At 59.4% G+C, this 24,358-nt stretch carries 21 protein-coding genes; 11 read left to right on the plus strand and 10 right to left on the minus strand.

Going from position 1 to position 24,358, the window contains the following annotated elements:
• Positions 1-65 precede the first annotated feature (65 nt).
• The 3 genes from JIO00_RS04530 to JIO00_RS04540 form a co-directional block, all read right to left on the minus strand.
• Positions 66-410 (minus strand): hypothetical protein, encoded by a 345-nt coding sequence (locus JIO00_RS04530; protein WP_154911877.1) that lies wholly within the window; start codon positions 408-410, stop codon positions 66-68.
• Positions 411-690: 280 nt separating this feature from the next.
• On the minus strand, positions 691-882 hold the full coding sequence (locus tag JIO00_RS04535; protein ID WP_077747411.1) for a hypothetical protein: 192 nt from the start codon (positions 880-882) through the stop codon (positions 691-693).
• A 14-nt stretch (positions 883-896) separates the two neighbouring features.
• Entirely contained in the window at positions 897-2,198 is a 1,302-nt protein-coding gene (locus tag JIO00_RS04540) for a phospholipase (protein ID WP_172792263.1), read from the minus strand.
• A gap of 236 nt (positions 2,199-2,434) precedes the next feature.
• Between JIO00_RS04540 and kdgD the strand changes: the two genes are divergently transcribed.
• The 4 genes from kdgD to garD all read left to right on the plus strand — a co-directional run bounded on the left by kdgD (position 2,435) and on the right by garD (position 7,948).
• The gene (kdgD, locus tag JIO00_RS04545; protein ID WP_010463384.1) at positions 2,435-3,346 is read left to right on the plus strand and encodes a 5-dehydro-4-deoxyglucarate dehydratase; all 912 of its coding nucleotides are present in this window, start codon (positions 2,435-2,437) and stop codon (positions 3,344-3,346) included.
• A 58-nt stretch (positions 3,347-3,404) separates the two neighbouring features.
• On the plus strand, positions 3,405-4,850 hold the full coding sequence (locus tag JIO00_RS04550; RefSeq protein WP_200667742.1) for an aldehyde dehydrogenase family protein: 1,446 nt from the start codon (positions 3,405-3,407) through the stop codon (positions 4,848-4,850).
• A 165-nt stretch (positions 4,851-5,015) separates the two neighbouring features.
• Positions 5,016-6,383 (plus strand): MFS transporter, encoded by a 1,368-nt coding sequence (locus JIO00_RS04555; protein WP_010463380.1) that lies wholly within the window; start codon positions 5,016-5,018, stop codon positions 6,381-6,383.
• Between the two features lie 11 nt (positions 6,384-6,394).
• Positions 6,395-7,948 carry a galactarate dehydratase gene (garD, locus tag JIO00_RS04560; RefSeq protein ID WP_010463378.1) on the plus strand — a complete coding sequence of 518 codons (1,554 nt, stop codon included), beginning with the start codon at positions 6,395-6,397 and terminating at the stop codon, positions 7,946-7,948.
• A 207-nt stretch (positions 7,949-8,155) separates the two neighbouring features.
• On the opposite strand, the gene JIO00_RS04565 is transcribed toward garD, so the two are convergent.
• Positions 8,156-8,662, minus strand: a complete 507-nt coding sequence (locus JIO00_RS04565) for a hypothetical protein (RefSeq protein WP_200667743.1) — start codon at positions 8,660-8,662, stop codon at positions 8,156-8,158.
• A gap of 246 nt (positions 8,663-8,908) precedes the next feature.
• On the opposite strand from JIO00_RS04565, the gene JIO00_RS04570 reads away from it, so the two are divergent.
• Positions 8,909-9,850 carry an AEC family transporter gene (locus JIO00_RS04570; RefSeq protein WP_010463375.1) on the plus strand — a complete coding sequence of 314 codons (942 nt, stop codon included), beginning with the start codon at positions 8,909-8,911 and terminating at the stop codon, positions 9,848-9,850.
• A gap of 101 nt (positions 9,851-9,951) precedes the next feature.
• Here JIO00_RS04570 and JIO00_RS04575 read toward each other — a convergent pair whose 3' ends face one another.
• The 6 genes from JIO00_RS04575 to gatC form a co-directional block, all read right to left on the minus strand.
• Positions 9,952-10,332, minus strand: coding sequence for a carboxymuconolactone decarboxylase family protein (locus JIO00_RS04575; RefSeq protein ID WP_010463373.1), 381 nt, complete (start codon positions 10,330-10,332; stop codon positions 9,952-9,954).
• Entirely contained in the window at positions 10,329-11,387 is a 1,059-nt protein-coding gene (locus JIO00_RS04580; RefSeq protein ID WP_077747414.1) for a calcium/sodium antiporter, read from the minus strand. The genes JIO00_RS04575 and JIO00_RS04580 overlap by 4 nt, the downstream gene beginning before the upstream one ends.
• A gap of 50 nt (positions 11,388-11,437) precedes the next feature.
• Positions 11,438-11,812, minus strand: a complete 375-nt coding sequence (locus JIO00_RS04585; RefSeq protein WP_200667744.1) for a septal ring lytic transglycosylase RlpA family protein — start codon at positions 11,810-11,812, stop codon at positions 11,438-11,440.
• Positions 11,813-11,960: 148 nt separating this feature from the next.
• On the minus strand, positions 11,961-13,406 hold the full coding sequence (gene gatB, locus JIO00_RS04590; protein ID WP_010463367.1) for an Asp-tRNA(Asn)/Glu-tRNA(Gln) amidotransferase subunit GatB: 1,446 nt from the start codon (positions 13,404-13,406) through the stop codon (positions 11,961-11,963).
• Between the two features lie 10 nt (positions 13,407-13,416).
• The gene (gene gatA, locus JIO00_RS04595; protein ID WP_077747416.1) at positions 13,417-14,868 is read right to left on the minus strand and encodes an Asp-tRNA(Asn)/Glu-tRNA(Gln) amidotransferase subunit GatA; all 1,452 of its coding nucleotides are present in this window, start codon (positions 14,866-14,868) and stop codon (positions 13,417-13,419) included.
• 16 nt (positions 14,869-14,884) lie between these two features.
• Positions 14,885-15,172 carry an Asp-tRNA(Asn)/Glu-tRNA(Gln) amidotransferase subunit GatC gene (gatC, locus tag JIO00_RS04600; RefSeq protein WP_007901429.1) on the minus strand — a complete coding sequence of 96 codons (288 nt, stop codon included), beginning with the start codon at positions 15,170-15,172 and terminating at the stop codon, positions 14,885-14,887.
• A gap of 210 nt (positions 15,173-15,382) precedes the next feature.
• On the opposite strand from gatC, the gene mreB reads away from it, so the two are divergent.
• The 6 genes from mreB (at position 15,383) to JIO00_RS04630 (ending at position 24,219) form a co-directional block, all read left to right on the plus strand.
• Complete coding sequence (mreB, locus tag JIO00_RS04605; RefSeq protein ID WP_002555108.1) at positions 15,383-16,420, plus strand: rod shape-determining protein MreB; 1,038 nt, start codon at positions 15,383-15,385, stop codon at positions 16,418-16,420.
• Positions 16,421-16,596: 176 nt separating this feature from the next.
• Complete coding sequence (gene mreC / locus JIO00_RS04610; RefSeq protein WP_010463361.1) at positions 16,597-17,694, plus strand: rod shape-determining protein MreC; 1,098 nt, start codon at positions 16,597-16,599, stop codon at positions 17,692-17,694.
• A complete protein-coding gene (gene mreD / locus JIO00_RS04615; protein WP_010463359.1) occupies positions 17,694-18,185 on the plus strand; it encodes a rod shape-determining protein MreD in 492 nt (163 codons plus the stop codon). Before mreC ends, mreD begins: the two co-directional genes overlap by 1 nt.
• 43 nt (positions 18,186-18,228) lie before the next feature.
• Positions 18,229-18,825: a Maf family protein gene (locus tag JIO00_RS04620; RefSeq protein WP_200667746.1), complete on the plus strand. Its 597-nt coding sequence runs from the start codon at positions 18,229-18,231 to the stop codon at positions 18,823-18,825.
• Positions 18,826-18,882: 57 nt separating this feature from the next.
• Positions 18,883-20,340: a ribonuclease G gene (rng, locus tag JIO00_RS04625; protein WP_102595727.1), complete on the plus strand. Its 1,458-nt coding sequence runs from the start codon at positions 18,883-18,885 to the stop codon at positions 20,338-20,340.
• A gap of 75 nt (positions 20,341-20,415) precedes the next feature.
• Complete coding sequence (locus tag JIO00_RS04630; protein ID WP_200667748.1) at positions 20,416-24,219, plus strand: YhdP family protein; 3,804 nt, start codon at positions 20,416-20,418, stop codon at positions 24,217-24,219.
• Positions 24,220-24,358 lie beyond the last annotated feature (139 nt).

The raw sequence follows: 24,358 nt of genomic DNA on the forward strand, positions 1-24,358 counted from the left end.
GCGCTGTAGAAGATCTCAGTGGCCATAGCGGACAGTAATCTATTTAACAGAACTGTCCGCGTCTCTTATTGTACGAGCCTAAATTTCACCTTAGGGGAGTGTCTCACTCCCCCATCTCTTGTCACAGTGTATTGCACTTCAACACTGGCGCCTTCTGCCAAACCTTTTTCGAAGAAGTTTTTTTCGGCTCCGTATCCGTATGCATCTGATGGACGTTCTATAGTCACTGAATACACGATGGAGTCGCCTGTAGAGGTTTTTACAATAAATGCTAATTTATCCCCCTCGATCGCATCTGCGATGGGTTCCACTGTTATTGAGACTGATCCAACAATTTGGCTAACGCTCAAAACACCTTCTTTAACATTTTTAACTTTTGGGGGCGCCAAGTCGTTCTTTTGTACTGTCATGAATAAAGTCCTTCAACAATAAGTCGAACCATTTTGATAAACGCTCTTTTATAAGCGTTCTAAGGGGCCGGTTCGTTAACTCCTGAGGTGATTAAGTCACCGCAGTTGATGTCGTGCTACTGTCAGAATTTACAGTTCAGACGAACGGTCAGTGTTTTGTGTCGTGTGTTTACTTGTCCCGAGATTTGCGTTCAAAGGCAGGCTCGCTTCCATTTGGGATCTAATCAGTGGAATACCAAAGACTAATGGGTGCGAGCCTGCTCGTGATGGGGCAATCGCCTCAGCCGGTTTTCAGAACTGAACGATCCACCCGTACCGCCAATTCAGTCTTCGCCGATTTAACCTCGAAGGTCACACCCCCCTGCTTATCCACATTTCCGCGGGCAATGGGCACACCCTTGGACAACAACTCCAACGGCGCACCCTCCAGCGATTGCCCTGAAGCCAGTTCCAGTTTCAATTTAATCGTCATCATCAATCTCCTTATCAAGCCACGTTGCCAGTGGGGTTGTAATCCTTGAGCAGCAAGTAAGTACTCCAGCCCCACCAGTCATCGACGGTGGCGGTGTCGTTCAGGTTGTTGACGTCCTTGCGCCGCAGCACCTTGCTGCCTTCAACCCGGAACAACGGTGAAAAGTTGTTCGCAGGATTCAATACGGCTTGCAGATCCGGGGTCTTTTTCAAGGCGCCAAAATTATCGGGAACCGTGACGGTGCCGCTGAGATACGCCGCAAACACTTCATCCGCCGACACCTGCACCGCCTGATTCACCTGGACACGATTGGCGCTGTCGATGGCGTCGAAGTAGCGTTTGTCGCCGTACCCACGCCAGTGATCGCCGGTGCCGTTGCGCACATTGAGGCCGAACTTGCTGTCTTCGTCGTGCATGAAGCGGGTAATCAGTGAGCCCAGATCACTGGGCGTGACCACCGCAGCCAACTGTTTGCGCGGTACTCGCAAATGGCCGGCAGAAAACAGGTCGGTCAGGTAGTGATCGGCAAACGCATTCATCGCGTAGGCCAGTTCCAGCTGCTTTTCATCGTTGCTGCTGTGAGCCTTCACCGCTTGTTGCAGAGCTGCCGTGTGCCCGGAGATATAGGCCAGCAGCGCCCATTCGGCAAAGTGGTCAGCATTATTGGCGGCCAGTTTCAGATAGCGCCCCAAGGGAAACAGCGCCGAGACGAAACTGCCGCCGCCCGTGATTCTGTTCCACTCTTCTGACAACGTATCTCCGAGTGCGTCATACGCCTCGTGAGGCTGTTTGCCGTCTTTGATTGCCTGTTTAACGGCGGCGATTTCCTTCTGCATGACGCCGAGGATCAGCTTGGCTTCGGCATTGGACGCCGGCAGCACCGCCAGCGAGTTGAAGGCATTGGTAAAGCGCTGGACGCGGTCGGCAGGCGTGGCGCCTTCGCTGACTGGTTGATCGGGAATGCCATAAAAGTCACCGCCCAGAGCGATGACCTGACCGTAAGTCAGCGCCAGTCCATTGGGTAAATGCAGCGCTACCTGCGAGGCGGGCACAGCGGGCGCGTCCTTGATAAAACGCAGCAACGTACCGTCACCGATGGCGGTGTGCTCGCCGCCCTCAAACCTCAGCTGTGGCTTGCCTTTCAAGGCGTTGCCAGGCGTAGCGTTAGTTGTTAGAGGTGCGTCGTGATGTTCGCCGAGCTTCAGCATAAGCGAGCTGTTGGCGGTGACGGCGATACCGTCTTCAGTAAAAAGATCGTCCAGGTTCGCGATGATCTGTTCTGGTTTTCCCTGCGGTTGAGCGTGTAGACCTGACATTTCTGGCTCCTTGATATGTCGTCGGTATGATTCAAGACAGCTGTATGTATATACAGCTAATCAGAGCTTAGGTCAGAAATTTCCTACGTCAAGAAAATCCCCTTCCGACACAAATTTCCAGGCGCGACGATGAAATGCAGTTGACGGTTATTATTTAAGTTGTACGATGACCTACAACTCGGCCACAGGCTGAACGCTTTTCTCACACAAACGTTGCTACCCAGGGTGTTCGAATAATGAATCCACAAGAACTGAAGTCCATCCTCTCTTCTGGCCTGCTGTCTTTCCCGGTCACCGATTTCAATGCTCAGGGCGACTTCCATCGCGCGGGCTACATCAAGCGTCTCGAATGGCTGGCCCCATACGGCGCCACGGCGTTGTTCGCCGCAGGCGGCACCGGTGAGTTCTTCTCTCTGGCGGCCAGCGAATATTCGGAAATCATCAAGACGGCTGTCGACACCTGCGAAAACAGCGTGCCGATTCTGGCTGGTGTGGGCGGTTCGACTCGCCAGGCCATCGAATACGCACAGGAAGCCGAGCGCCTGGGCGCCAAAGGCTTGTTGCTGCTGCCGCACTACTTGACCGAAGCCAGCCAGGACGGCGTTGCCGCCCACGTTGAAGCCGTGTGCAAATCGGTGAACATCGGCGTGGTGGTTTACAACCGCAACGTCTGCCGCCTGACCGCGCCATTGCTGGAACGCCTGGCCGAGCGCTGCCCGAACCTGATCGGCTACAAGGATGGCCTGGGCGATATCGAGTTGATGGTATCGATCCGTCGCCGCCTCGGTGATCGCTTCAGCTACCTGGGCGGTTTGCCGACCGCTGAAGTCTATGCCGCTGCTTACAAGGCATTGGGCGTACCGGTCTACTCCTCGGCGGTGTTCAACTTCATCCCGAAAACGGCGATGGATTTTTACCACGCCATTGCCCGCGAAGATCACGCCACCGTTGGCAAGATCATCGACGACTTCTTCCTGCCGTACCTGGACATCCGTAACCGCAAAGCCGGTTATGCGGTGAGCATCGTCAAGGCCGGGGCAAAAATTGCCGGTTATGACGCAGGTCCTGTGCGTGCACCGCTGACCGATCTGCTGCCAGAAGAGTACGAAGCTCTGGCCGCGCTGATCGACAAGCAAGGTGCGCAGTAACACACCCGATTAATAAGGCCGCTGAGCAATCAGCGGCCTTTTGCGTGAGGAGATTGTTGTGGCTGATACAAAGCGTTTCGATAACTACATCAACGGTGAATGGGTGGCGGGCAGTGATTACTGCGCCAACATCAACCCGTCCGAACTGACCGACACCATCGGCGACTACGCCAAGGCTGATCTGGCCCAGGTCCACGCCGCCATCGACGCCGCTCGCGCTGCGTTTCCGGCCTGTTCGACTTCGGGCATTCAGGCTCGCCATGATTCACTGGATAAAGTCGGCACCGAAATCCTCGCCCGCCGCGAAGAGCTTGGCACCTTGCTGGCCCGGGAAGAGGGCAAGACCCTGCCTGAAGCCATCGGCGAAGTGACCCGCGCCGGTAACATCTTCAAGTTCTTCGCCGGTGAGTGCCTGCGCCTGTCCGGTGACTATCTTCCGTCGGTGCGCCCGGGTGTGAACGTCGAAGTCACTCGCGAAGCCTTGGGCGTCGTTGGCCTGATCACCCCGTGGAACTTCCCGATCGCAATCCCTTCGTGGAAAATCGCCCCGGCCCTGGCCTACGGCAACTGCGTCGTGCTGAAACCGGCCGATCTGGTGCCGGGTTGCGCCTGGGCGCTGGCGGAAATCATCTCCCGCGCAGGCTTCCCGGCCGGCGTCTTCAACCTGGTGATGGGCAGCGGTCGCGTGGTTGGCGATGCGCTGGTGCAGAGCCCGAAAGTCGACGGCATCAGCTTCACCGGTTCTGTCGGTGTCGGTCGTCAGATCGCCGTCAGTTGCGTCTCGCGTCAGGCCAAGGTTCAGCTGGAAATGGGTGGCAAGAACCCGCAGATCATTCTCGACGATGCCGACCTGAAGCAAGCGGTCGAGCTGTCGGTGCAGAGCGCGTTCTATTCCACCGGTCAGCGTTGCACGGCGTCGAGCCGCTTCATCGTCACCGCCGGGATTCACGACAAGTTCGTCGAAGCCATGGCCGAGCGCATGAAGTCGATCAAGGTCGGTCACGCGTTGAAAACCGGCACCGACATCGGTCCGGTCGTCTCGCAAGCGCAGCTTGAACAGGACATGAAGTACATCGACATTGGCCAGTCCGAAGGTGCTCGTCTGGTCAGCGGCGGTGGCTTGGTGACTTGCGACACCGAAGGCTACTACCTCGCGCCAACGCTGTTTGCCGACAGCACAGCTGCGATGCGCATCAGCCGTGAAGAGATCTTTGGCCCGGTGGCGAACATCGTTCGCGTCGCCGATTACGACGCCGCGCTGGCCATGGCCAACGACACCGAATTCGGTCTGTCAGCGGGCATCGCCACCACGTCGCTGAAGTACGCCAACCACTTCAAGCGCCACTCCCAGGCCGGGATGGTGATGGTCAACCTGCCGACGGCGGGCGTGGATTACCACGTTCCATTCGGCGGGCGTAAAGGTTCATCCTATGGTTCCCGCGAGCAAGGTCGCTACGCGCAAGAGTTCTACACGGTCGTGAAGACCAGCTACATCGGTTCGTAACGCAACACCCTCTGTGGGAGCGAGCCTGCTCGCGAAGGTCTTGAGGACGCGACGGTAAACCTGATGCCCCGCGTCATCGTTGACCACCATCGCGAGCAGGCTTGCTCCCACAGAAAAACCAAAGATTCACCCGCGCATAAAAATAATCAGTGGGAGTACATGTACATGCAAGCGACCAAGCCGACTCACGTCCGCTATTTGATTTTGCTCATGCTTTTCCTGGTGACCACGATCAACTACGCCGACCGGGCCACTATCGCCATCGCGGGCTCCAGCCTGCAAAAAGACCTCGGCATCGACGCGGTCACCCTCGGTTACATCTTCTCTGCATTCGGTTGGGCTTACGTGGCCGGGCAAATTCCCGGTGGCTGGCTGCTGGACCGTTTCGGCTCGAAAAAGATCTACGCGCTAAGCATTTTCACCTGGTCGCTGTTCACCGTTCTGCAGGGCTATGTCGGCGAATTCGGCATGTCCACCGCAGTGGTTGCGCTGTTCATGCTGCGCTTCCTGGTGGGCCTGGCCGAAGCGCCATCCTTCCCGGGTAACGCCCGTATCGTCGCGGCCTGGTTCCCGACGGCTGAACGCGGCACGGCCTCGGCGATCTTCAACTCGGCGCAGTACTTTGCCACCGTGTTGTTCGCACCGCTGATGGGCTGGATCGTCTACAGCTTCGGCTGGCAGCACGTGTTTATCGTCATGGGCGTGATCGGCATCATCTTCTCGGGGATCTGGCTGAAGGTGATCTACAGCCCGCGCCAGCACCCGATGATCAACGACGCCGAGTTCAAGCACATCGCCGACAACGGCGGCATGGTCGACATGGACCAGGACAAAGGCAAAGGCAAAAAAGGCGACGGTCCGAAGTGGGACTACATCCGCCAGTTGCTGACCAACCGCATGATGCTCGGCGTGTATCTGGGCCAGTACTGCATCAACGGCATCACGTACTTCTTCCTGACCTGGTTCCCGGTGTACCTGGTGCAAGAACGCGGCATGACCATCCTCAAGGCCGGTTTCATTGCTTCGTTGCCAGCGATCTGCGGCTTTATCGGGGGGGTGCTTGGCGGGGTGATTTCCGATTACCTGCTGCGCAAGGGCCATTCCCTGACCTTCGCTCGCAAGGCACCGATCATCGCGGGTTTGCTGGTCTCCAGTAGCATCGTGGCGTGCAACTATGTTGATGTCGAGTGGATGGTCGTCGGCTTCATGGCCCTGGCCTTCTTCGGCAAAGGCGTGGGTGCGCTGGGTTGGGCGGTGGTGTCCGACACCTCGCCGAAACAGATTGCCGGCCTGAGCGGTGGCCTGTTCAACACCTTCGGCAACATCGCTTCGATCACCACCCCGATCGTGATCGGCTACATCATCAGCTCCACCGGTTCGTTCAAATGGGCGCTGGTGTTTGTCGGTTGCAACGCACTGGTTGCAGTGTTCAGCTACCTGGTGATCGTCGGTCCGATCAAACGTGTGGTGCTGAAAGAGCCGCCAGTCAGCGGTCCTGAAACCAATAACAAATTGTCTCAAGCGCATTCCTGAGGAGCGGCGTCATGCAGTTGATTGAACATTCCGACTCGCCGCGCTACATCCGCCTGCACGAGCGGGACAACGTCGTGATCGTGGTCAACGACCAAGGCGTACCGGCCGGTACCGAGTTTCCAGATGGCCTGGTGACGGTGGACTTCGTGCCGCAGAGCCATAAAGTCACCCTCGAGGACATTCCCGAAGGCGGCCAGGTGATTCGTTACGGCCAGACCATTGGCTATGCGTTGCAGCCGATCCCGCGCGGCAGCTGGGTCAAGGAAGATCAACTGCGCATGCCCACCGCGCCACCGCTGGACAGCCTGCCGCTGTCCACCGAAGTGCCTGCGGCCCAGGCACCGCTGGACGGTTACACCTTCGAGGGGTATCGCAACGCCGACGGGACCGTTGGCACGCGCAATATTCTCGGGATTACGACGACCGTCCAGTGCGTGACCGGCGTGCTCGACCATGCGGTCAAGCGCATCAAGGATGAATTGCTGCCCAAGTACCCGAACGTCGATGACGTGGTGGCGCTGACCCACAGCTACGGCTGCGGGGTGGCGATCACTGCCACTGACGCGTACATCCCGATCCGCACCGTACGCAATCTGGCGCGCAACCCGAACCTGGGTGGCGAAGCCTTGGTCATCAGCCTGGGCTGCGAGAAATTGCAGGCCGGGCAGGTGATGCACGAGGGCGACAGCTCGGTGGATTTGAGCGAGCCGTGGTTGTACCGCTTGCAGGATTCGAGTCACGGTTTCACTGAGATGATCGAGCAGATCATGGCGCTGGCCGAGACCCGTTTGAAGAAGCTCGATCAGCGTCGCCGGGAAACTGTGCCGGCGTCCGAGCTGATCCTGGGCATGCAGTGCGGCGGCAGCGATGCGTTTTCCGGCATCACCGCCAACCCTGCGCTGGGTTATGCCTCTGATTTGTTGTTGCGCGCTGGCGCGACGGTGATGTTTTCCGAAGTTACCGAGGTGCGCGACGCGATTTATCTGCTGACCTCCCGCGCGGAAACTGAGGAGGTTGCTCAGGAACTGGTGCGGGAAATGGACTGGTACGACCGTTACCTGGCCAAGGGTGAGGCGGACCGCAGCGCCAACACCACGCCGGGCAACAAGAAGGGCGGGTTGTCGAACATTGTCGAAAAGTCCTTGGGCTCGATCGTCAAATCCGGTAGCAGTGCGATCAATGGCGTGCTCGGCCCTGGCGAGCGCTTCAAGCGCAAAGGGCTGATCTTCTGCGCGACCCCGGCCAGTGATTTTGTCTGCGGGACGTTGCAGTTGGCGGCGGGGATGAACCTGCATGTGTTCACCACCGGGCGCGGCACGCCTTATGGTTTGGCGATGGCGCCGGTGGTCAAGGTATCGACCCGGACCGAACTGGCACAGCGCTGGCCGGACCTGATCGACATCGATGCCGGGCGTATTGCGACCGGACGCGCTTCGATTGAAGACCTTGGGTGGGAGTTGTTCCACTACTACCTGGACGTGGCGAGCGGCAAGAAGCAGACGTGGGCCGAGCAGCACAAACTGCATAACGACATCACCCTGTTCAACCCGGCGCCGATAACATGAGATAGCGCTGGGTGAACTATGCTGGATTCGACTCGGAATGCGATCACCCAAGTAGAGTTCACCGGCAGATAAGGCGCGCCGCCTCTCCATCGCTACAGCGATTACTGATCGTCAGTAGCAATGGAGGATGGCTTTCGATCAGCACCCTAAATACCTTGTCGATCAAGTGTTAATGCGGTGCTTTTAGCTTTTTATGGATGCCTCAGACTAAACCAATGACCACGCCAGATTATCCAGATAAAGGTTGCCAGCGGTCACGGATAATTTGCCAGAAAAGCCGGCGATCAATAGTACGTCAAAGGGTATTTCTGCAATTTCGAACGCTTTGTCTTCGGAACTGATAGGGGCGCCGTATACGACTTCTTCTTTCTTCATTGCAATAATATAGGCAGTATCACGTTCATTGCCGCCAGCTGCCTTAATCTGGAACCTCAGGCTATTCACATAGTTTCCAAATGAAAATTTCAATCTGGAACCACTTGGCAAATATAGACTTTTATCGCCTAAGCCCGCCCCATCGGGAGCTTTTACTATTCCTGACGTTTTATCGTCCGGTTGTTCTTCGACAGTAACGATTAAATTGTTACTGAATCGCACGGGTAGTTGCAACAAAAAAGACTGGAGGGGTTCTCTTTCCCAGTCCTCCTTGTTCTCTGAGACAGTACCGGTTTTTGAAGCGCCTGAAAATTTATCGCCTGTTGATTTAACTGACATATTTTTTACTCCTGTAATTTGTTTTATTTGCGGGATTATTAAGTGCCCGACGACTAAGCATTGGCTACTGTCAGATCTGACAGTAGCGACGAACGGTCCACACAAATTTCAGCTCGAAATCAGTGGGATTTATAGAAAATCAGTGCAGGACGTGACCATGTCAGCGAAGTCGTTCTCTCACACGCAAAGGTCCCCAGTCGCTTATCATTAGCCCCCTAACGACGCCCACCCAAGGTTCCCCCCGGCATGCTGGCTATCTTCCTCGAAACCCTGAACATCACCGCGCCGGTGTTTGCCATGCTGTTTCTGGGGGTGTTGCTCAAGCGCATCGACTGGATCAACGACAACTTCATCCACACCGCGTCGGCCCTGGTGTTCAACGTCACCATGCCGGCGCTGCTGTTTCTGGGCATCCTGCATGCCGACCTGCACGCCGCGTTGCAACCGGCGCTGCTGATCTACTTCTCGCTGGCCACCCTGGCGTGTTTTGCCATCGCCTGGGGCTGGGCGATCTGGAAGTGCCCGCGTGAAGATCGAGGGATTTATACCCAAGGCGCTTTTCGCGGCAACAACGGGGTCATCGGCCTTGCGTTGGCGGCCAGCATGTACGGCGATTACGGGATTTCTCTCGGGGCGATTCTCGCGGCGCTGGTGATTCTTTTTTACAACACGCTCTCGACCATTGTGCTGGCGGTGTACAGCCCGGTGATCAAGTCCGATCCGTGGAGCATCTGCAAAAGCGTGATGGTCAACCCGCTGATCATCAGCGTGTTGGCGGCGGCGCCCTTTGCCTATTTCAAGATCGGCTTGCCGGGGTGGCTGGAAACGTCTGGCCAGTACCTGGCGCAAACCACGTTGCCGTTGGCGTTGATCTGCATCGGCGGCACGCTATCACTGGCGGCATTGCGCAAAAGCGGCAAGATGGCGCTCAGCTCAAGTCTGGTGAAGATGATCGGCTTGCCAGTGTTGGCGACGTTGGGGGCATGGCTTTGGGGATTTCGCGGGGCTGAGTTGGGGATTCTGTTTCTGTACTTCGGCAGCCCGACCGCCGCGGCCAGTTTTGTCATGGCCCGCCAGGCAAACGGCAATCATGAACTGGCGGCGGCGATCATCGTGATCACCACGTTGATGGCGGCGGTCACCACCAATGTCGGAATCTTTTTGTTGCAGTGGGGTGAGTGGATCTAGCGTCGGGATTTTCGCTGGTGTCCAGGGCTGGCAAGCCTCGCCCTGTAGGAGCGAGGCTTGCCCGCGAAGGCGCCAGTCCTGTCACCACAACTTTTGAAGACTCACTCAGGCTTCTGATAGCTGTCGATCACTTCCTGCGCCGCCCGAAACGCATCAATCGCCGCCGGCACACCGGCATAAACTGCGCAATGCAGCAGCGCCTCGCGAATCTCTTCCACGGTGCAGCCGTTGTTCAGCGCGCCGCGGACGTGGCCTTTCAACTCCTGCGGGCACTTCAACGCCGTCAGCGCGGCGAGGGTGATCAGGCTGCGGGTTTTCAGCGGCAGGCCTTCGCGGTTCCATACGGCGCCCCAGGCGTGTTCATTGACGAAGTCCTGCAGCGGCTGGGTGAACTCAGTGGCATTGCCCAGTGCGCGGTCGACGAACGCATCGCCCATCACCTGGCGGCGGACTTCTACACCAGGCTTTTTGTTGTCAGTCATGGCATTTCCCTCTTGTGGTGTTGGCGACGCCAGGCGCGCAGCGATGTGAACAGCAGAAACGCCACCAGCGCCGGCAGGACAAAAAACAGCATCAAGTGTTCAAGCTTGCCGGCCAGGGGCATGCCGGTGGTGAACGACACCACGTGCAGACCGTAAGCGAGATACAACCCCAAAAACAGCAGACCTTCGGCGCGGGTCACCCGGTAACCGGTGTAGAACAGCGGCAGGCACAGCACCGCCACACCGAGCATCACCGGCAGGTCGAAATCCAGGGCATTGGGCGAGACCGACAGCGGCGAGGGGGCGACAAGCGCGGTCAGGCCGAGTACGCCCAGGAGGTTGAACAGGTTGCTGCCGATCACGTTACCCACGGCAATGTCCCGCTGACCGCGCAAGGCCGCGATCAATGAGGTGGCCAGTTCCGGCAGGGAGGTGCTGATGGCGACGATGGTCAGGCCGATGACCCGCTCCGACAGACCCAGATCGGTCGCAACCGCCACGGCGGCGCCCAGCAACAAATGGCCGGCGTAGACCAGCATCGCCAGTCCGGCGACGATCATCAGCACGCTGCTGAACCACGGTGCCTGGGGAGTTCCGTCGTGGGAGGGCGGACGGGTCGAGTGCCGCGACTGGCGCAGCAACAAGCCCAGGTACAGCGCCAGGGCCGCCAGCAGAACGATGCCGTCCATGCGGGTCAGCTCTTCATTCCACGCCAATACAAACACCAGCAGGCTGGCGCCGATCATCAGCGGAATATCCAGGCGCACCAGTTGCCGTGAAACCCGCAGCGGAATGATCAGCGCCGAAAGCCCCAAGGTGACGAGGATGTTGAAGATGCTGCTGCCGATCACACTGCCGACGGCGATGTCGGCGTTTTGCGCCAGGGTGGCTTGCAGGCTGACCGCCATCTGCGGTGCGCTGCTGCCCAAGGCGACGATGGTCAGGCCGATGATCAGCGGCCGCACCTGCAAGCGCGCCGCCAGGCGCACGGCGCCACGGACCATCAGTTCGGCACCGGCGATCAGCAACAGCAGGCCGCCGAGCAACTCAATCAGGCTGATCAGGGGTAAATCGGCAAGTCCGAAAATGGTCGGGGCTCCGTCTGTTAATCGTCGAGGGCTTGCACGCGAACCCGTGCGGTGCCGCTACGGAGCATACCCAGTTGTTTGGCGGCCTCGTGTGAAAGATCAATCAGGCGCCCGCGGGTGTGCGGCCCGCGGTCGTTGATTCGGACCACGCAGGACTTGTCGTTATTCAGATTGGTGACCTTCACCCGCGTGCCGAACGGCAATTGGCGATGGGCGGCAGTCAGGGAATTCTTGTTGAAACGCTCGCCGCTGGCGGTGCGTTTGCCTTGGTGTTTGGCGCCGTAATAGGACGCCGTACCGGTCTTGTCGTAGCCGTGTGGGTCGATGACATCGTTACTGGCGCAACCGGCCAGCAGAGCGAGCAGGGCGCAGGCACCCAGTAGACGCTTCATTTAAAGGTATCCACATACAAATGTGGGAGCGAGCCTGCTCGCGATGGCGGGCTGTCTGACACATCAATGTTGGATGTGCTGCCGTCATCGCGAGCAGGCTCGCTCCCACAGGGATCGGAGCCAGGCTTTAAATCTGGCTCCATGCTCATCAGCCTTCGAGCTTGCTTTTCAGCAGTTCGTTGACCTGTTGCGGGTTGGCCTTGCCTTTGGAGGCTTTCATGGCCTGGCCGACGAAGAAGCCGAACATCTTGCCGCGTTTGGCTTCGTCTGCCGCGCGGTATTGCTCGACCTGCTCGGCGTTGGCCGCGAGCATTTCGTCCAGCACCGCCGAGATCGCGCCGCTGTCGGTCACTTGCTTGAGGCCGCGCTTGTCGATGATCTCGTCCGCGCTGCCTTCGCCGTTGGCCATCGCTTCAAACACCACCTTGGCGATCTTGCCGGAGATGGTGTTGTCCTTGATGCGCAGCAGCATGCCGCCCAGTTGCTCGGCCGAGACCGGCGACTGGTCGATTTCAACGCCTTGCTTGTTCAGCAGGCTGCCCAGTTCAACCATCACCCAGTTGGCCGCCAGCTTGGCGTCGCCGCTGATGCTCACGACTTTCTCGAAGTAATCGGCTTGCTCGCGGCTGGTGGCCAGGACGCTGGCGTCATACACCGACAGGCCGAACTGCGCCTGGAAGCGCTCGCGTTTCTGTGGTGGCAATTCCGGCAGCGTGGCGCGTACTTCGTCGAGGAACGAGTCTTCGATGACCACCGGCAGCAGGTCCGGGTCGGGGAAGTAACGGTAGTCGTTGGCTTCCTCTTTGCTGCGCATCGGACGGGTTTCGTCCTTGTTCGGATCGTACAGGCGGGTCTGCTGGATCACTTTGCCGCCGTCTTCGATCAGCTCGATCTGACGACGCACTTCGCTGTTGATCGCCTTCTCGATGAAGCGGAACGAGTTGACGTTCTTGATCTCGCAGCGCGTGCCGAATTCAACCTGGCCTTTCGGGCGGATCGACACGTTGCAGTCACAACGCAGCGAGCCTTCGGCCATGTTTCCGTCGCAGATGCCCAGGTAACGCACCAGCGCGTGGATGGTCTTGACGTAGGCCACGGCTTCCTTGGCACTGCGCATGTCCGGCTCGGAGACGATTTCCAGCAGCGGCGTGCCGGCACGGTTCAGGTCGATGCCGGTGGCGCCGTTGAACTCTTCGTGCAGGCTTTTACCGGCGTCTTCTTCCAGGTGCGCACGGGTGACGCCGACACGTTTGATCGTGCCGTCTTCCATGGCGATGTCCAGGTGGCCCTTGCCGACGATCGGCAATTCCATCTGGCTGATCTGGTAGCCCTTCGGCAGATCCGGGTAGAAATAGTTTTTACGGGCGAACACGTTGTGCTGGCCGATCTCGGCATCGATCGCCAGGCCGAACATCACGGCCATGCGCACGGCTTCCTGGTTCAGCACCGGCAGTACGCCAGGCATGCCGAGGTCAACGAGGCTGGCCTGGGTGTTCGGCTCGGAACCGAACGTGGTGGAGCTACCGGAAAAGATTTTCGACCGGGTGGTGAGCTGGGTATGAATCTCCAGCCCGATCACGACTTCCCATTGCATGTGTTTCTCCTCAGAAGCCGGTTGGGGTGCGGGTGTGCCAGTCAGTGTTCAATTGATACTGATGGGCAACGTTCAACAGGCGACCTTCCTGGAAATACGGGGCGAGCAATTGCACGCCGACCGGCAGACCATCGACGAAACCGGCAGGCATGGACAAGCCCGGCAGACCCGCGAGGTTGGCGGTGATGGTGTAGACGTCTTCCAGGTACGCAGCCACCGGGTCGCTGTTTTTGGCGCCGAGCTTCCAGGCCGGGTTCGGCGTGGTTGGGCCGAGGATGATGTCGACCTCATTAAAGGCTGCCATGAAGTCGTTCTTGATCAAGCGACGGATCTTCTGCGCCTTCAAGTAGTAGGCGTCGTAGTAACCGGCCGACAGCGCGTAGGCACCGACCATGATCCGGCGCTGCACTTCCGGGCCGAAACCTTCGCCACGGGAACGCTTGTACAGATCGATCAGGTCTTTCGGGTTCTCGCAGCGATGGCCAAAGCGCACGCCGTCGAAACGCGACAGGTTGGAAGACGCTTCCGCCGGGGCGATCACGTAGTACGCCGGGATCGCGTGCTGCATGTTCGGCAGGCTGATTTCCTTGATCACGGCACCGAGCTTTTCCAGCTCCTTGATGCTGTTGTGGATCAGATCGGCAATGCGCGGGTCGAGGCCGGCGCCGAAGTATTCCTTGGGCACGCCGATGCGCAGGCCTTGCAGCGAGCCGTTGAGGCTGGCGCTGTAATCAGGCACTGGCTCGTCGATGCTGGTGGAATCTTGCGGGTCGAAACCGGCCATGCCTTGCAGCAGGATCGCGCAGTCTTCGGCGGTGCGAGCCAGAGGGCCGCCCTGATCGAGGCTGGACGCGTAGGCAATCATGCCCCAGCGCGAAACACGACCGTACGTCGGTTTCAGGCCGGTGAGGTTGGTCAGTGCGGCGGGTTGGCGGATCGAACCGCCGGTGTCGGTGCCAGTGGCCGCCGGCAACAGGCGCGCGGCAACCGCGGCCGCCGAACCGCCGGACGAACCGCCCGGAACGTATTCCAGATTCCACGGGTTTTTCACCGGGCCGTAGTAGCTCGACTCGTTGGCCGACCCCATGGCGAATTCGTCCATGTTGGTCTTGCCCAGGGTCACCGCGCCGGCAGCCGCCAGTTTGGCAACGACCGTGGCGTCGTACGGGGCTTTGAAGTTGTCGAGCATCTTCGAGCCACAGCTGGTGCGGATGCCCAGGGTGCAGAACAGGTCTTTGTGGGCGATCGGCGCGCCGAGCAGGGCGCCGCTCTCACCTTTGGCGCGGCGTGCGTCAGCGGCTTTCGCCTGCTGGAGCGCCAGGTCTTCGGTGAGGCTGATGAAGCTGTTGAGCTGCGGATCGAGCTGGGCGATACGCGCCAGCAGGGTTTTGGTCAGCTCTTCGGAAGAAAACTTTTTATCGGCGAGTCCGCGGGCGATCTCGGCCAGAGTCAATTGATGCATTGCAGGCTCTTTCCCTTTAGTCGATGACTTTCGGAACCAGGTACAGGCCGTTTTCGACCGCTGGTGCGATGGACTGGTAGGCCTCGCGATGATTGGTCTCGGTCACGACGTCTGCACGCAGGCGCTGGCTGGCTTCCAGTGGGTGGGCGAGCGGCTCGATACCGTCGGTATTGACCGCCTGCATTTCGTCGACCAGCCCGAGAATGCTGTTCAGGGCTGAAGTAATGTGTGGAAGATCGGCATCATTGAGGCCAAGGCAGGCCAGATGAGCGATTTTTTCCACGTCGGAGCGTTCAAGCGCCATGGGAATCTCCAGTGGAAAACAGAACGGACGGCGTCCGTGTGTTAGATTGTCGGAACACTACCGCATTTCTACGGTCATAAGGCCGCGATTGTGGGGGTTGGTGCACAGAAAAGCGGCCAATTTAACATATTGGCGCCTTGCCCAAAATCCCTGTCGTTGTTAGAGTTTGCCGCACTTTTTTACCCACGCGTTGCCTAGGGTCCCTTTCCCATGTTCAAGAAACTGCGTGGCATGTTTTCCAGCGATCTTTCCATTGACCTGGGCACTGCCAACACCCTTATTTACGTGCGCGAGCGCGGTATCGTCCTGAATGAGCCATCGGTTGTGGCTATTCGGACACACGGTAACCAGAAAAGTGTCGTTGCTGTCGGCACCGAGGCGAAGCGTATGCTCGGCCGTACGCCGGGCAACATTGCTGCCATTCGTCCGATGAAGGACGGCGTGATTGCCGACTTCAGCGTTTGCGAAAAGATGCTGCAATACTTTATCAACAAGGTTCACGAAAACAGCTTCCTGCAGCCAAGCCCGCGTGTGCTGATCTGCGTTCCGTGCAAATCCACCCAGGTTGAGCGTCGTGCCATCCGTGAATCGGCCCTTGGTGCCGGTGCACGTGAAGTGTTCCTGATCGAAGAGCCAATGGCTGCCGCGATCGGTGCCGGCCTGCCGGTTGAAGAAGCACGCGGTTCGATGGTCGTCGATATCGGTGGCGGTACCACTGAAATCGCGCTGATCTCCCTGAACGGTGTGGTGTACGCCGAATCCGTTCGTGTTGGCGGCGACCGCTTCGACGAAGCGATTATCACCTACGTACGTCGCAACTACGGCAGCCTGATCGGCGAATCCACCGCCGAGCGCATCAAGCAGGAAATCGGTACGGCCTACCCGGGCGGCGAAGTGCGTGAAGTCGACGTTCGTGGCCGTAACCTGGCCGAAGGCGTTCCACGTGCCTTCACCCTGAACTCCAACGAAGTGCTGGAAGCTCTGCAAGAGTCCCTGGCCACCATCGTTCAGGCTGTGAAAAGTGCGCTGGAGCAATCGCCTCCGGAACTGGCTTCCGACATCGCCGAGCGTGGCCTGGTACTGACCGGTGGTGGCGCCTTGTTGCGTGACCTCGACAAGTTGCTGGCCCAGGAAACAGGTCTGCCGGTGATCGTTGCCGAAGACCCGCTGACCTGCGTTGCTCGCGGCGGTGGCCGTGCATTGGAAATGATGGATAAACACACCATGGACCTGCTGTCGAGCGAGTGATCTCGCCCGATGCATCTATGCTGTTGAGCGCGCAGGCGGCACTTTGCAGTGCTGCCTGTTTGCGTTTACCTTCTGTCAGTCTGTATCCAGGCCGGTCTGCCGTATGAATAAACAAAACATTTGCCTGGGAGGAGCGGCTTATTAAACCGCTTTTCACCAAAGGGCCTTCACTGGGCGTGCGCTTGTTGGTGCTGGTCGTGCTATCGGTCGCGCTGATGGTGGTCGATGCCCGCTTCACACTGCTCAAGCCAGTGCGTAGCCAAATGTCGCTGGTACTGATGCAGTCTTACTGGATCACGGACCTGCCGCAGCGGCTATGGCAGGGGGTGGCCAGCCAGTTCGGCAGCCGTACCGAGCTCGTCGCCGAAAACGAAAAACTCAAGACCGAAAACCTGCTGTTGCAGGGTCGCATGCAAAAGCTTGCCGCCCTCACCGAGCAGAACGTTCGGCTGCGCGAGTTGCTCAATTCCTCTGCGCTGGTCAACGAGAAGGTCGAAGTGGCCGAGTTGATCGGCATGGACCCCAACCCCTTCACCCATCGCATCATCATCAATAAAGGTGAGCGTGACGGTGTGGTCCTCGGTCAGCCGGTGCTTGATGCCCGCGGCCTGATGGGCCAGGTGGTCGAATTGATGCCTTACACCTCCCGTGTGCTGTTGCTGACCGACACTACCCACAGCATTCCGGTGCAGGTGAACCGCAACGGTCTGCGGGCGATTGCCAGCGGCACCGGCAACCCGGAGCGCCTGGAACTGCGTCACGTCGCGGACACGGCTGATATCAAGGAAGGCGATCTGCTGGTCAGTTCCGGTCTCGGTCAGCGATTCCCTGCGGGTTACCCGGTTGCGACCGTCAAGGAAGTGATCCACGATTCCGGCCAGCCGTTTGCCATCGTGCGTGCCGTGCCGACCGCCGCGTTGAACCGCAGCCGTTATCTGCTGCTGGTGTTCACCGACGGTCGCACAGCCGAAGAGCGCGCAAACGATGCTGCCCAGGCGCAAGAAGCACTGGACCAGCACGGCGGTGGGCCGATCATTCCGGCGACCGTGCCTAAACCTGTGCCGGCGACCGTGGTGGTGCCCGCGCCTGCTGCTACGCCCGCCGCAACACCGGCAGCACCAGCACCGGCGGCACCCCCGGCCAAACCTGCGGCCGCCAAGCCCCCTGCATCGCAACCTGCCGCAACCAAACCGCCGGCCACTCAACCGGCCGCGGTGAAGCCTGCCACCAAACCGCCTGTCTCCGCGCCGGCTTCCACAGGGGGACGAGAATAATGGTCGGTGCAACCGCATCCCGAAATGACTGGATGATCTGGCTGACGTTTGCCATTGGTATGCTGCTCAGCGTTTCACCGCTGCCGCAATTCATGGAAATCCTCCGCCCGCTCTGGCTGGCCTTGCTGCTGGCCTTCTGGGCGTTGTACTTGCCGCAGAAGGTCGGCATGGTCACCGCGTGGTGCCTGGGCCTGGCCGAAGACGTGCTGTACGGCACGTTGCTGGGCCAGAACGCATTGATCCTGACCCTGATCACCTTCCTGGTGCTGTCGCTGCAACAGCGCCTGCGCATGTTCCCGATGTGGCAACAAAGCCTGGTGATCCTGGTCATCTTCGGCCTCGCGCAGCTTGTTCAACTATGGCTCAGCGCTTTGACCGGTAATCGACAGCCCACACTGGCGCTGGTCTTGCCAGCACTGGTCAGTGCATTACTCTGGCCGTGGATCAGCTACGGTTTGCGCGGTTTGCGTCGGCGCTACAAGATCAATTAATTCGGTCAGGCATCTGCCAGTACCTCGACAGGGAGATGTCTAGATGAAAGTGCTTTACCTCGCCTCAGGCTCGCCGCGTCGGCGTGAACTGCTCACGCAGATCGGCGTGCCGTTCTCCGCCATCAGCGCGGACATCGATGAAACCCCTTTAACTCAAGAATCCCCGTCGGACTATGTCGAGCGCCTGGCGCGCGGCAAAGCCGAGGCCGGGCGCGGCGTGGTCGTGTCCGACGCCGATTTTTGCGTGCTGGGCGCCGACACCGCCGTGGTGCTCAACGGGAAAATTCTCGGCAAACCGGTGGACGAAGCCGATGCGTGCGCCATGCTTATGATGTTGGCCGGTCAGGAACACGAAGTGTTGACCGCCATTGCGGTGCTCGACGGTGAGCGTTGTGAGTCCCGGGTAGTACGCAGTCTGGTGCGCTTTCGCAACATTGCTCACGATGAAGCGGCGGCCTACTGGGCCAGTGGCGAACCCCGGGACAAGGCCGGTGGCTATGGCATTCAAGGACTGGGCGCGGTGTTTGTCGCCGGCCTCAATGGCAGTTACTCGGCAGTGGTTGGACTGCCGCTGTGCGAAACCGCTGAGCTGCTCGGCCATTTCGGCATACCCTGTTGGCAAACCCTTAACGCGCGCTGAGCGTCGTACTGACAAGATGCGGCCATTATCGTGAACATGCCTGGACGAGACCCTGCCATGAGTGAAGAGATTCTGATCAACATCACGCCGATGGAATCGCGCGTGGCAGTGGTCGAAAACGGTGTCCTGCAAGAGGTCCACGTCGAGCGCACGCAAAAGCGCGGGATCGTCGGCAACATCTATAAAGGCAAGGTCGTGCGGGTATTGCCGGGCATGCAAGCCGCCTTCGTCGATATCGGCCTGGACCGCGCGGCGTTCATTCACGCCTCGGAAATATCCTTGCGCGAAGGCCCAGCGGTGGAGAGCATCAGCTCGCTGGTTCACGAAGGCCAGAGTCTGGTTGTCCAGGTCACCAAGGACCCGATCGGCTCCAAAGGCGCACGCCTGACCACTCAGCTGTCGATTCCGTCGCGTTATCTGGTGTACATGCCGCGCACGGCCCACGTCGGCATTTCGCTGAAGATCGAGGACGAAGCCGAGCGCGAACGCCTCAAGCAAGTCGTCACCGATTGCGTGGCCAAAGAAGGCATCAAGGAGGCGGGCGGTTTTATCCTGCGTACCGCCGCCGAAGGGGCCGGTGCCGATGAAATCCTCATGGACATCCGCTACCTGCGCCGTCTCTGGGATCAGATCAACGAGCAGATCAAAACCATCGGTGCGCCGAGTGTGATCTACGAGGACCTCGGCCTGGCGTTGCGTACGCTGCGCGACCTGGTCAGCCCGAAGATCGAGAAGATCCGCATCGACTCTCGGGAAACCTTTCAGAAAACCACGCAGTTCGTCGCCGAACTGATGCCGGAAATCGCCGATCGTCTTGAGCATTATCCGGGCGAGCGGCCGATTTTCGACCTGTACGGCGTCGAAGACGAAATCCAGAAAGCCCTTGAGCGCAAAGTGCCGCTCAAGTCTGGCGGTTATCTGGTGGTCGACCCGGCCGAAGCCATGAGCACCATCGACGTCAACACCGGGGCGTTCGTCGGCCATCGCAACCTCGAAGAAACCATCTTCAAGACCAACCTCGAAGCCGCGACCGCCATTGCCCGCCAGCTGCGCCTGCGCAATCTGGGCGGGATCATCATCATCGACTTCATCGACATGGAAGACGAAGAGCACCAGCGCCAGGTGCTGCGGACCCTCGAGAAGCAGCTGGAACGCGATCACGCCAAGACCAACATCATCGGCATTACCGAGTTGGGCCTGGTGCAGATGACGCGCAAGCGCACCCGTGAAAGCCTCGAACAAGTGTTGTGCGAACCGTGCAGCAGCTGTCAGGGCCGCGGCAAGCTCAAGACGCCGGAAACGGTCTGCTATGAAATTTTCCGCGAAATCCTCCGCGAGGCGCGTGCCTATCAAGCGGAAGGCTATCGTGTATTGGCGAACCAGAAAGTCGTCGACCGTTTGCTTGATGAAGAGTCGGGTAATGTCGCTGAGCTTGAAGGATTTATCGGACGCACCATTCGTTTCCAGGTGGAAACCATGTATTCCCAGGAACAATACGACGTGGTGCTGCTCTGAATCGCTGTGTTTCACCCTTACTAGAACGGCTGGCCTCAGCTTTTTGCAGTATTTTTGCCATGGGAGCCAACTGACATGGAACGTCTGACACGCATTTTGGCCGCACTGACCCGCTGGGGTCTTGGCCTGTGCGCGTTGGTCCTGGTGTTGATGGCGTTGTACGTCAGCCTCGGCCGGGAGCTGACGCCTCTGGTGGCCGAATACCGGGCCGACGTCGAAACCAAAGCCAGCGCCGCCTTGGGCATGCCGCTGCAGATTGGCAAGCTGGAAGGTAACTGGAGCGGCTTCGCGCCGATTTTGCTGGCGCACGATGTGACGGTCGGCGAGGGCGCCAACGCCCTGCACCTGGATCAGGTGCGAGCGGTGCCAGACCTTTGGGAAAGCCTGTTGGCTCGCGAAGTGCGCATTGCCCACCTGGAACTCAACGGCCTGAAGATCAGCCTCAAGGAAGGCGCGGACGGTCAGTGGGCGCTGGAAGGGTTGCCCGTGCAACAGGACCAGCCGCTTGATCCGGAGCAACTGCTCAACCGCCTGCAAATGGTCCAGCAGCTATCGGTAATCGACAGTCAGGTGACGTTGCAACCTGTGGACCACTCGCCGCTGACCCTGACTTACGTTGGCCTGAATCTGAAAACCGGCGTCTCCCGCCAGCGCCTCGATGTCCGTCTTAATCTGCCAGATGGTCAACCGGTGGCCATGAGTGTGCACACGCGGATCCGCGCCAGCCAGTGGAAGGATGGCGAGGCCGAGGCCTACCTGAGCCTGCCGCAAAGCGACTGGTCGAAATGGCTGCCCGAGCGCCTGACTCGACAATGGAACTTCTCCGAGTTCAAGGCCGGCGGCGAGCTTTGGGTGAACTGGGGCAAAGGCGCGCTGCAAAGCGGTGCCATTCGTTTGAACGCGCCGCAACTCAAGGGCGCCTTCGGCGAACGCAAGCCGATCCAGATCAACAATCTGGCGCTCAACGGTTATTTTCAGCGCAGCACCGAAGGCATGCTGGTGACCCTTGATTCTCTGGCCATGAACTTCGGCGAGACCCGCTGGGAGTCGCGCTTGCAACTTCGACAAACCGTCGCCACCGACAAGGCTGAAGAACTTTGGCACTTGCAGGCCGACCGCCTCGACCTCACTCCGCTCACGCCACTGATTAACGCCTTGGGGCCGCTGCCCGAAGGTGTTGCCACTGCGGTCGAGCGACTCAAGGTGACCGGTGGGCTGCGCAACGTGCTGATCGATCTGCGTCCCAATGCCACCGATGACAGCAAGTTCAGCTTTGCTGCCAACCTCGATCAGGTCGGCTTCGACGCGTATCACGGCGCTCCGGCAGCACGAAATGTCAGCGGCAGCATCAGCGGTGACCTCGGTCAGGGCGAACTGCGGATGGACAGCAAGGATTTTGTCCTGCACCTGGATCCGATTTTCGCCAAGCCGTGGCAATACATTCAGGCCAACGCCCGGCTGACCTGGAAGCTCGACAAGGAAAGCTTCACCCTGATCGCGCCGTACCTGAAGGTGCTGGGGGAGGAGGGCAAGATTGCCGGTGACTTCCTGATCCGCCTGCATTTCGACCACACCCAGGAAGACTACATGGACCTGCGGGTCGGCCTGGTGGACGGCGACGGTCGCTACACCGCCAAGTACCTGCCGACCATGCTCAGCCCGGCGCTGGACGAATGGTTGCGCACGGCGATTCTCAAAGGCGCGGTGGACCAGGGCTTCTTCCAGTATCAGGGCTCGCTGAACCAAGGCGCCGCCGACACCGCGCGCAGCATCAGCCTGTTCTTCAAGGTGCACGATGCCGAACTGGCCTTTCAGCCGGGTTGGCCGCATGTCAGCAAGGTCACCGGTGATGTGTTCGTGGAAGACAGTGGCGTGCGAGTTCTGGCCAGTAAGGGCCAATTGCTCGACACGCAGGTTCGCGACATTTACGTCAATATTCCCCATGCGCCGGAAGGGCAAAGCGTTCACCTGTTCCTCGACGGCGGGTTTTCCGGCGGGTTGGGTGATGGCCTGAAGATTCTCCAGGAAGCGCCAATCGGTACGGCTGAAACCTTTGCCGGATGGGAAGGCGAGGGCGATCTGCAAGGCAAGCTGAAGCTGGATATTCCACTGGTCAAAGGCGAGCAGCCGAAGATTCTTGTCGACTTCAAGACCGCCAAGGCGCGGTTGAAGCTGGCCGAGCCTTCCCTGGAGCTGACGCAGCTCAAAGGTGATTTCCGCTTCGACAGCGCCAAGGGCTTGAGCGGGCAGAACATCACTGCGCGTGCCTTCGATAAACCGGTCACCGCGCAGATTTTTGCCGATGGCAGCGCGGGCAATCTCAAGACTCGTGTGACGGCCTCCGGTCAGGTCGAGGTCAAGAAGCTCACTGACTGGTTGAGCGTCACCCAGCCATTGCCGGTGTCCGGCCTGATCCCGTATCAACTGCAACTGAGCCTGGATGGCCCTGACAGCCAGCTCTCGGTCAATTCCAGCCTCAAAGGCGTGGCGATCGACTTGCCGGCGCCGTTTGGCATGACTGCCGATGCTGGCCGCGACACTACGTTCCGCATGACCCTGCAAGGGCCGGAACGCCGCTACTGGGTCAATTATGGTGCGCTGGCAGACTTCACGTTTGCGGCGCCGCCCGGCAATTTTGCCGACGGTCGTGGCGAGTTGTTCCTGGGCGGCGGCAGTGCCGTGCTGCCCGGCGCCAAAGGGCTGCGAGTGCGCGGCGTGCTGTCGGAACTGGATGTCGGGCCATGGAAGGATCTGGCGGACAAGTACGCTGGCCAGGATCCGGGCGGCAGTGCCAAGCAGTTGCTCAGCAGTGCAGACTTCAAGGTTGGCAAGCTCAGCGGTGTCGGCACGACGCTCGATCAGGCCTCGGTGCAGTTGAACCGCAAACCGGCTGCGTGGGCCTTGCAACTCGACAGTCAGCAGGTCAAGGGCAGCGCGAGCATCCCTGATGCGAAAGGCGCGCCGATTGCGATCAATCTGCAAACCGTGCGGTTGCCGGCACCCGACCCGACGGTCCTCGCCGACGAAAACTCACCGGATCCACTGGCCTCGGTGGACCCGACCAAGATCCCGGCGCTGGACATCACCATCAATCAGCTGTTCCAGGGGCAGGACCTCGTCGGCGCCTGGTATCTGAAAGTCCGCCCGACGGCCAAAGGTATTGCGCTCAATACTCTGGACCTGGGCCTCAAAGGTATTTTGTTGCAGGGCAGTGGCGGCTGGGAGGGCATACCTGGCAGCTCCAGCAGTTGGTACAAAGGACGGATCAGCGGCAAGAATCTCGCTGACGTGCTCAAAGGCTGGGGTTTCGCGCCGAGCGTCACCAGTGAAGAGTTTCACATGGATGTCGACGGTCGCTGGCCGGGTTCACCGGCGTGGCTGGCCACCAAACGTTTCTCCGGCACCCTCGATGCTTCGTTGAATAAAGGCCAGTTCGTTGAGGTCGAAGGCAGCGCCCAGGCCCTGCGGGTGTTTGGCCTGCTCAACTTCAACTCGATCGGTCGTCGTCTGCGCCTGGACTTCTCCGACCTGTTCGGCAAAGGCTTGAGTTATGACCGGGTCAAAGGTCTGCTGGCCGCGACCAACGGGGTTTATGTGACGCAGGAACCGATCCTGCTGACTGGCCCGTCGAGCAACATCGAACTGAACGGTACCCTGAACCTGGTGGCCGATCAGGTTGACGCAAAACTGCTGGTGACTTTGCCGGTGACCAACAACCTGCCGATTGCCGCGTTGATTGTCGGCGCACCGGCCATCGGCGGTGCGCTGTTCCTGATCGACAAGCTGATCGGTGACCGCGTGGCACGTTTCGCCAGCGTCAAATACACCGTCAAAGGCCCATGGAAAGAGCCGAAAATCACCTTCGACAAGCCTTTTTGAAAAGCCACTCTCCAGATCTATGGAGTAGCATGGTCCTCGGTTCTGATGCTACGCCCCTGATCTTTGTAGGCGCGAGGCTTGCCCGCGAATCGACGCACCGCAGTGTGTCAGGCAAGATGCCTTCGCGGGCAAGCCTCGC

The organism is Pseudomonas sp. SW-3 (assembly GCF_016615645.1).
Taxonomy (GTDB): Bacteria; Pseudomonadota; Gammaproteobacteria; order Pseudomonadales; family Pseudomonadaceae; genus Aquipseudomonas; species Aquipseudomonas mandelii.

What these genes read in the sequence shown, in the direction of transcription:
- JIO00_RS04530 (WP_154911877.1), bottom strand. Translation starts at nt 410, where the DNA reads ATGACAGTACAAAAGAACGACTTGGCGCCCCCAAAAGTTAAAAATGTT.
- JIO00_RS04535 (WP_077747411.1), bottom strand. Translation starts at nt 882, where the DNA reads ATGACGATTAAATTGAAACTGGAACTGGCTTCAGGGCAATCGCTGGAG.
- JIO00_RS04540 (WP_172792263.1), bottom strand. Translation starts at nt 2,198, where the DNA reads ATGTCAGGTCTACACGCTCAACCGCAGGGAAAACCAGAACAGATCATC.
- kdgD (WP_010463384.1), top strand. Translation starts at nt 2,435, where the DNA reads ATGAATCCACAAGAACTGAAGTCCATCCTCTCTTCTGGCCTGCTGTCT.
- JIO00_RS04555 (WP_010463380.1), top strand. Translation starts at nt 5,016, where the DNA reads ATGCAAGCGACCAAGCCGACTCACGTCCGCTATTTGATTTTGCTCATG.
- garD (WP_010463378.1), top strand. Translation starts at nt 6,395, where the DNA reads ATGCAGTTGATTGAACATTCCGACTCGCCGCGCTACATCCGCCTGCAC.
- JIO00_RS04565 (WP_200667743.1), bottom strand. Translation starts at nt 8,662, where the DNA reads ATGTCAGTTAAATCAACAGGCGATAAATTTTCAGGCGCTTCAAAAACC.
- JIO00_RS04570 (WP_010463375.1), top strand. Translation starts at nt 8,909, where the DNA reads ATGCTGGCTATCTTCCTCGAAACCCTGAACATCACCGCGCCGGTGTTT.
- JIO00_RS04575 (WP_010463373.1), bottom strand. Translation starts at nt 10,332, where the DNA reads ATGACTGACAACAAAAAGCCTGGTGTAGAAGTCCGCCGCCAGGTGATG.
- JIO00_RS04585 (WP_200667744.1), bottom strand. Translation starts at nt 11,812, where the DNA reads ATGAAGCGTCTACTGGGTGCCTGCGCCCTGCTCGCTCTGCTGGCCGGT.
- gatB (WP_010463367.1), bottom strand. Translation starts at nt 13,406, where the DNA reads ATGCAATGGGAAGTCGTGATCGGGCTGGAGATTCATACCCAGCTCACC.
- gatA (WP_077747416.1), bottom strand. Translation starts at nt 14,868, where the DNA reads ATGCATCAATTGACTCTGGCCGAGATCGCCCGCGGACTCGCCGATAAA.
- gatC (WP_007901429.1), bottom strand. Translation starts at nt 15,172, where the DNA reads ATGGCGCTTGAACGCTCCGACGTGGAAAAAATCGCTCATCTGGCCTGC.
- mreB (WP_002555108.1), top strand. Translation starts at nt 15,383, where the DNA reads ATGTTCAAGAAACTGCGTGGCATGTTTTCCAGCGATCTTTCCATTGAC.
- mreD (WP_010463359.1), top strand. Translation starts at nt 17,694, where the DNA reads ATGGTCGGTGCAACCGCATCCCGAAATGACTGGATGATCTGGCTGACG.
- JIO00_RS04620 (WP_200667746.1), top strand. Translation starts at nt 18,229, where the DNA reads ATGAAAGTGCTTTACCTCGCCTCAGGCTCGCCGCGTCGGCGTGAACTG.
- rng (WP_102595727.1), top strand. Translation starts at nt 18,883, where the DNA reads ATGAGTGAAGAGATTCTGATCAACATCACGCCGATGGAATCGCGCGTG.
- JIO00_RS04630 (WP_200667748.1), top strand. Translation starts at nt 20,416, where the DNA reads ATGGAACGTCTGACACGCATTTTGGCCGCACTGACCCGCTGGGGTCTT.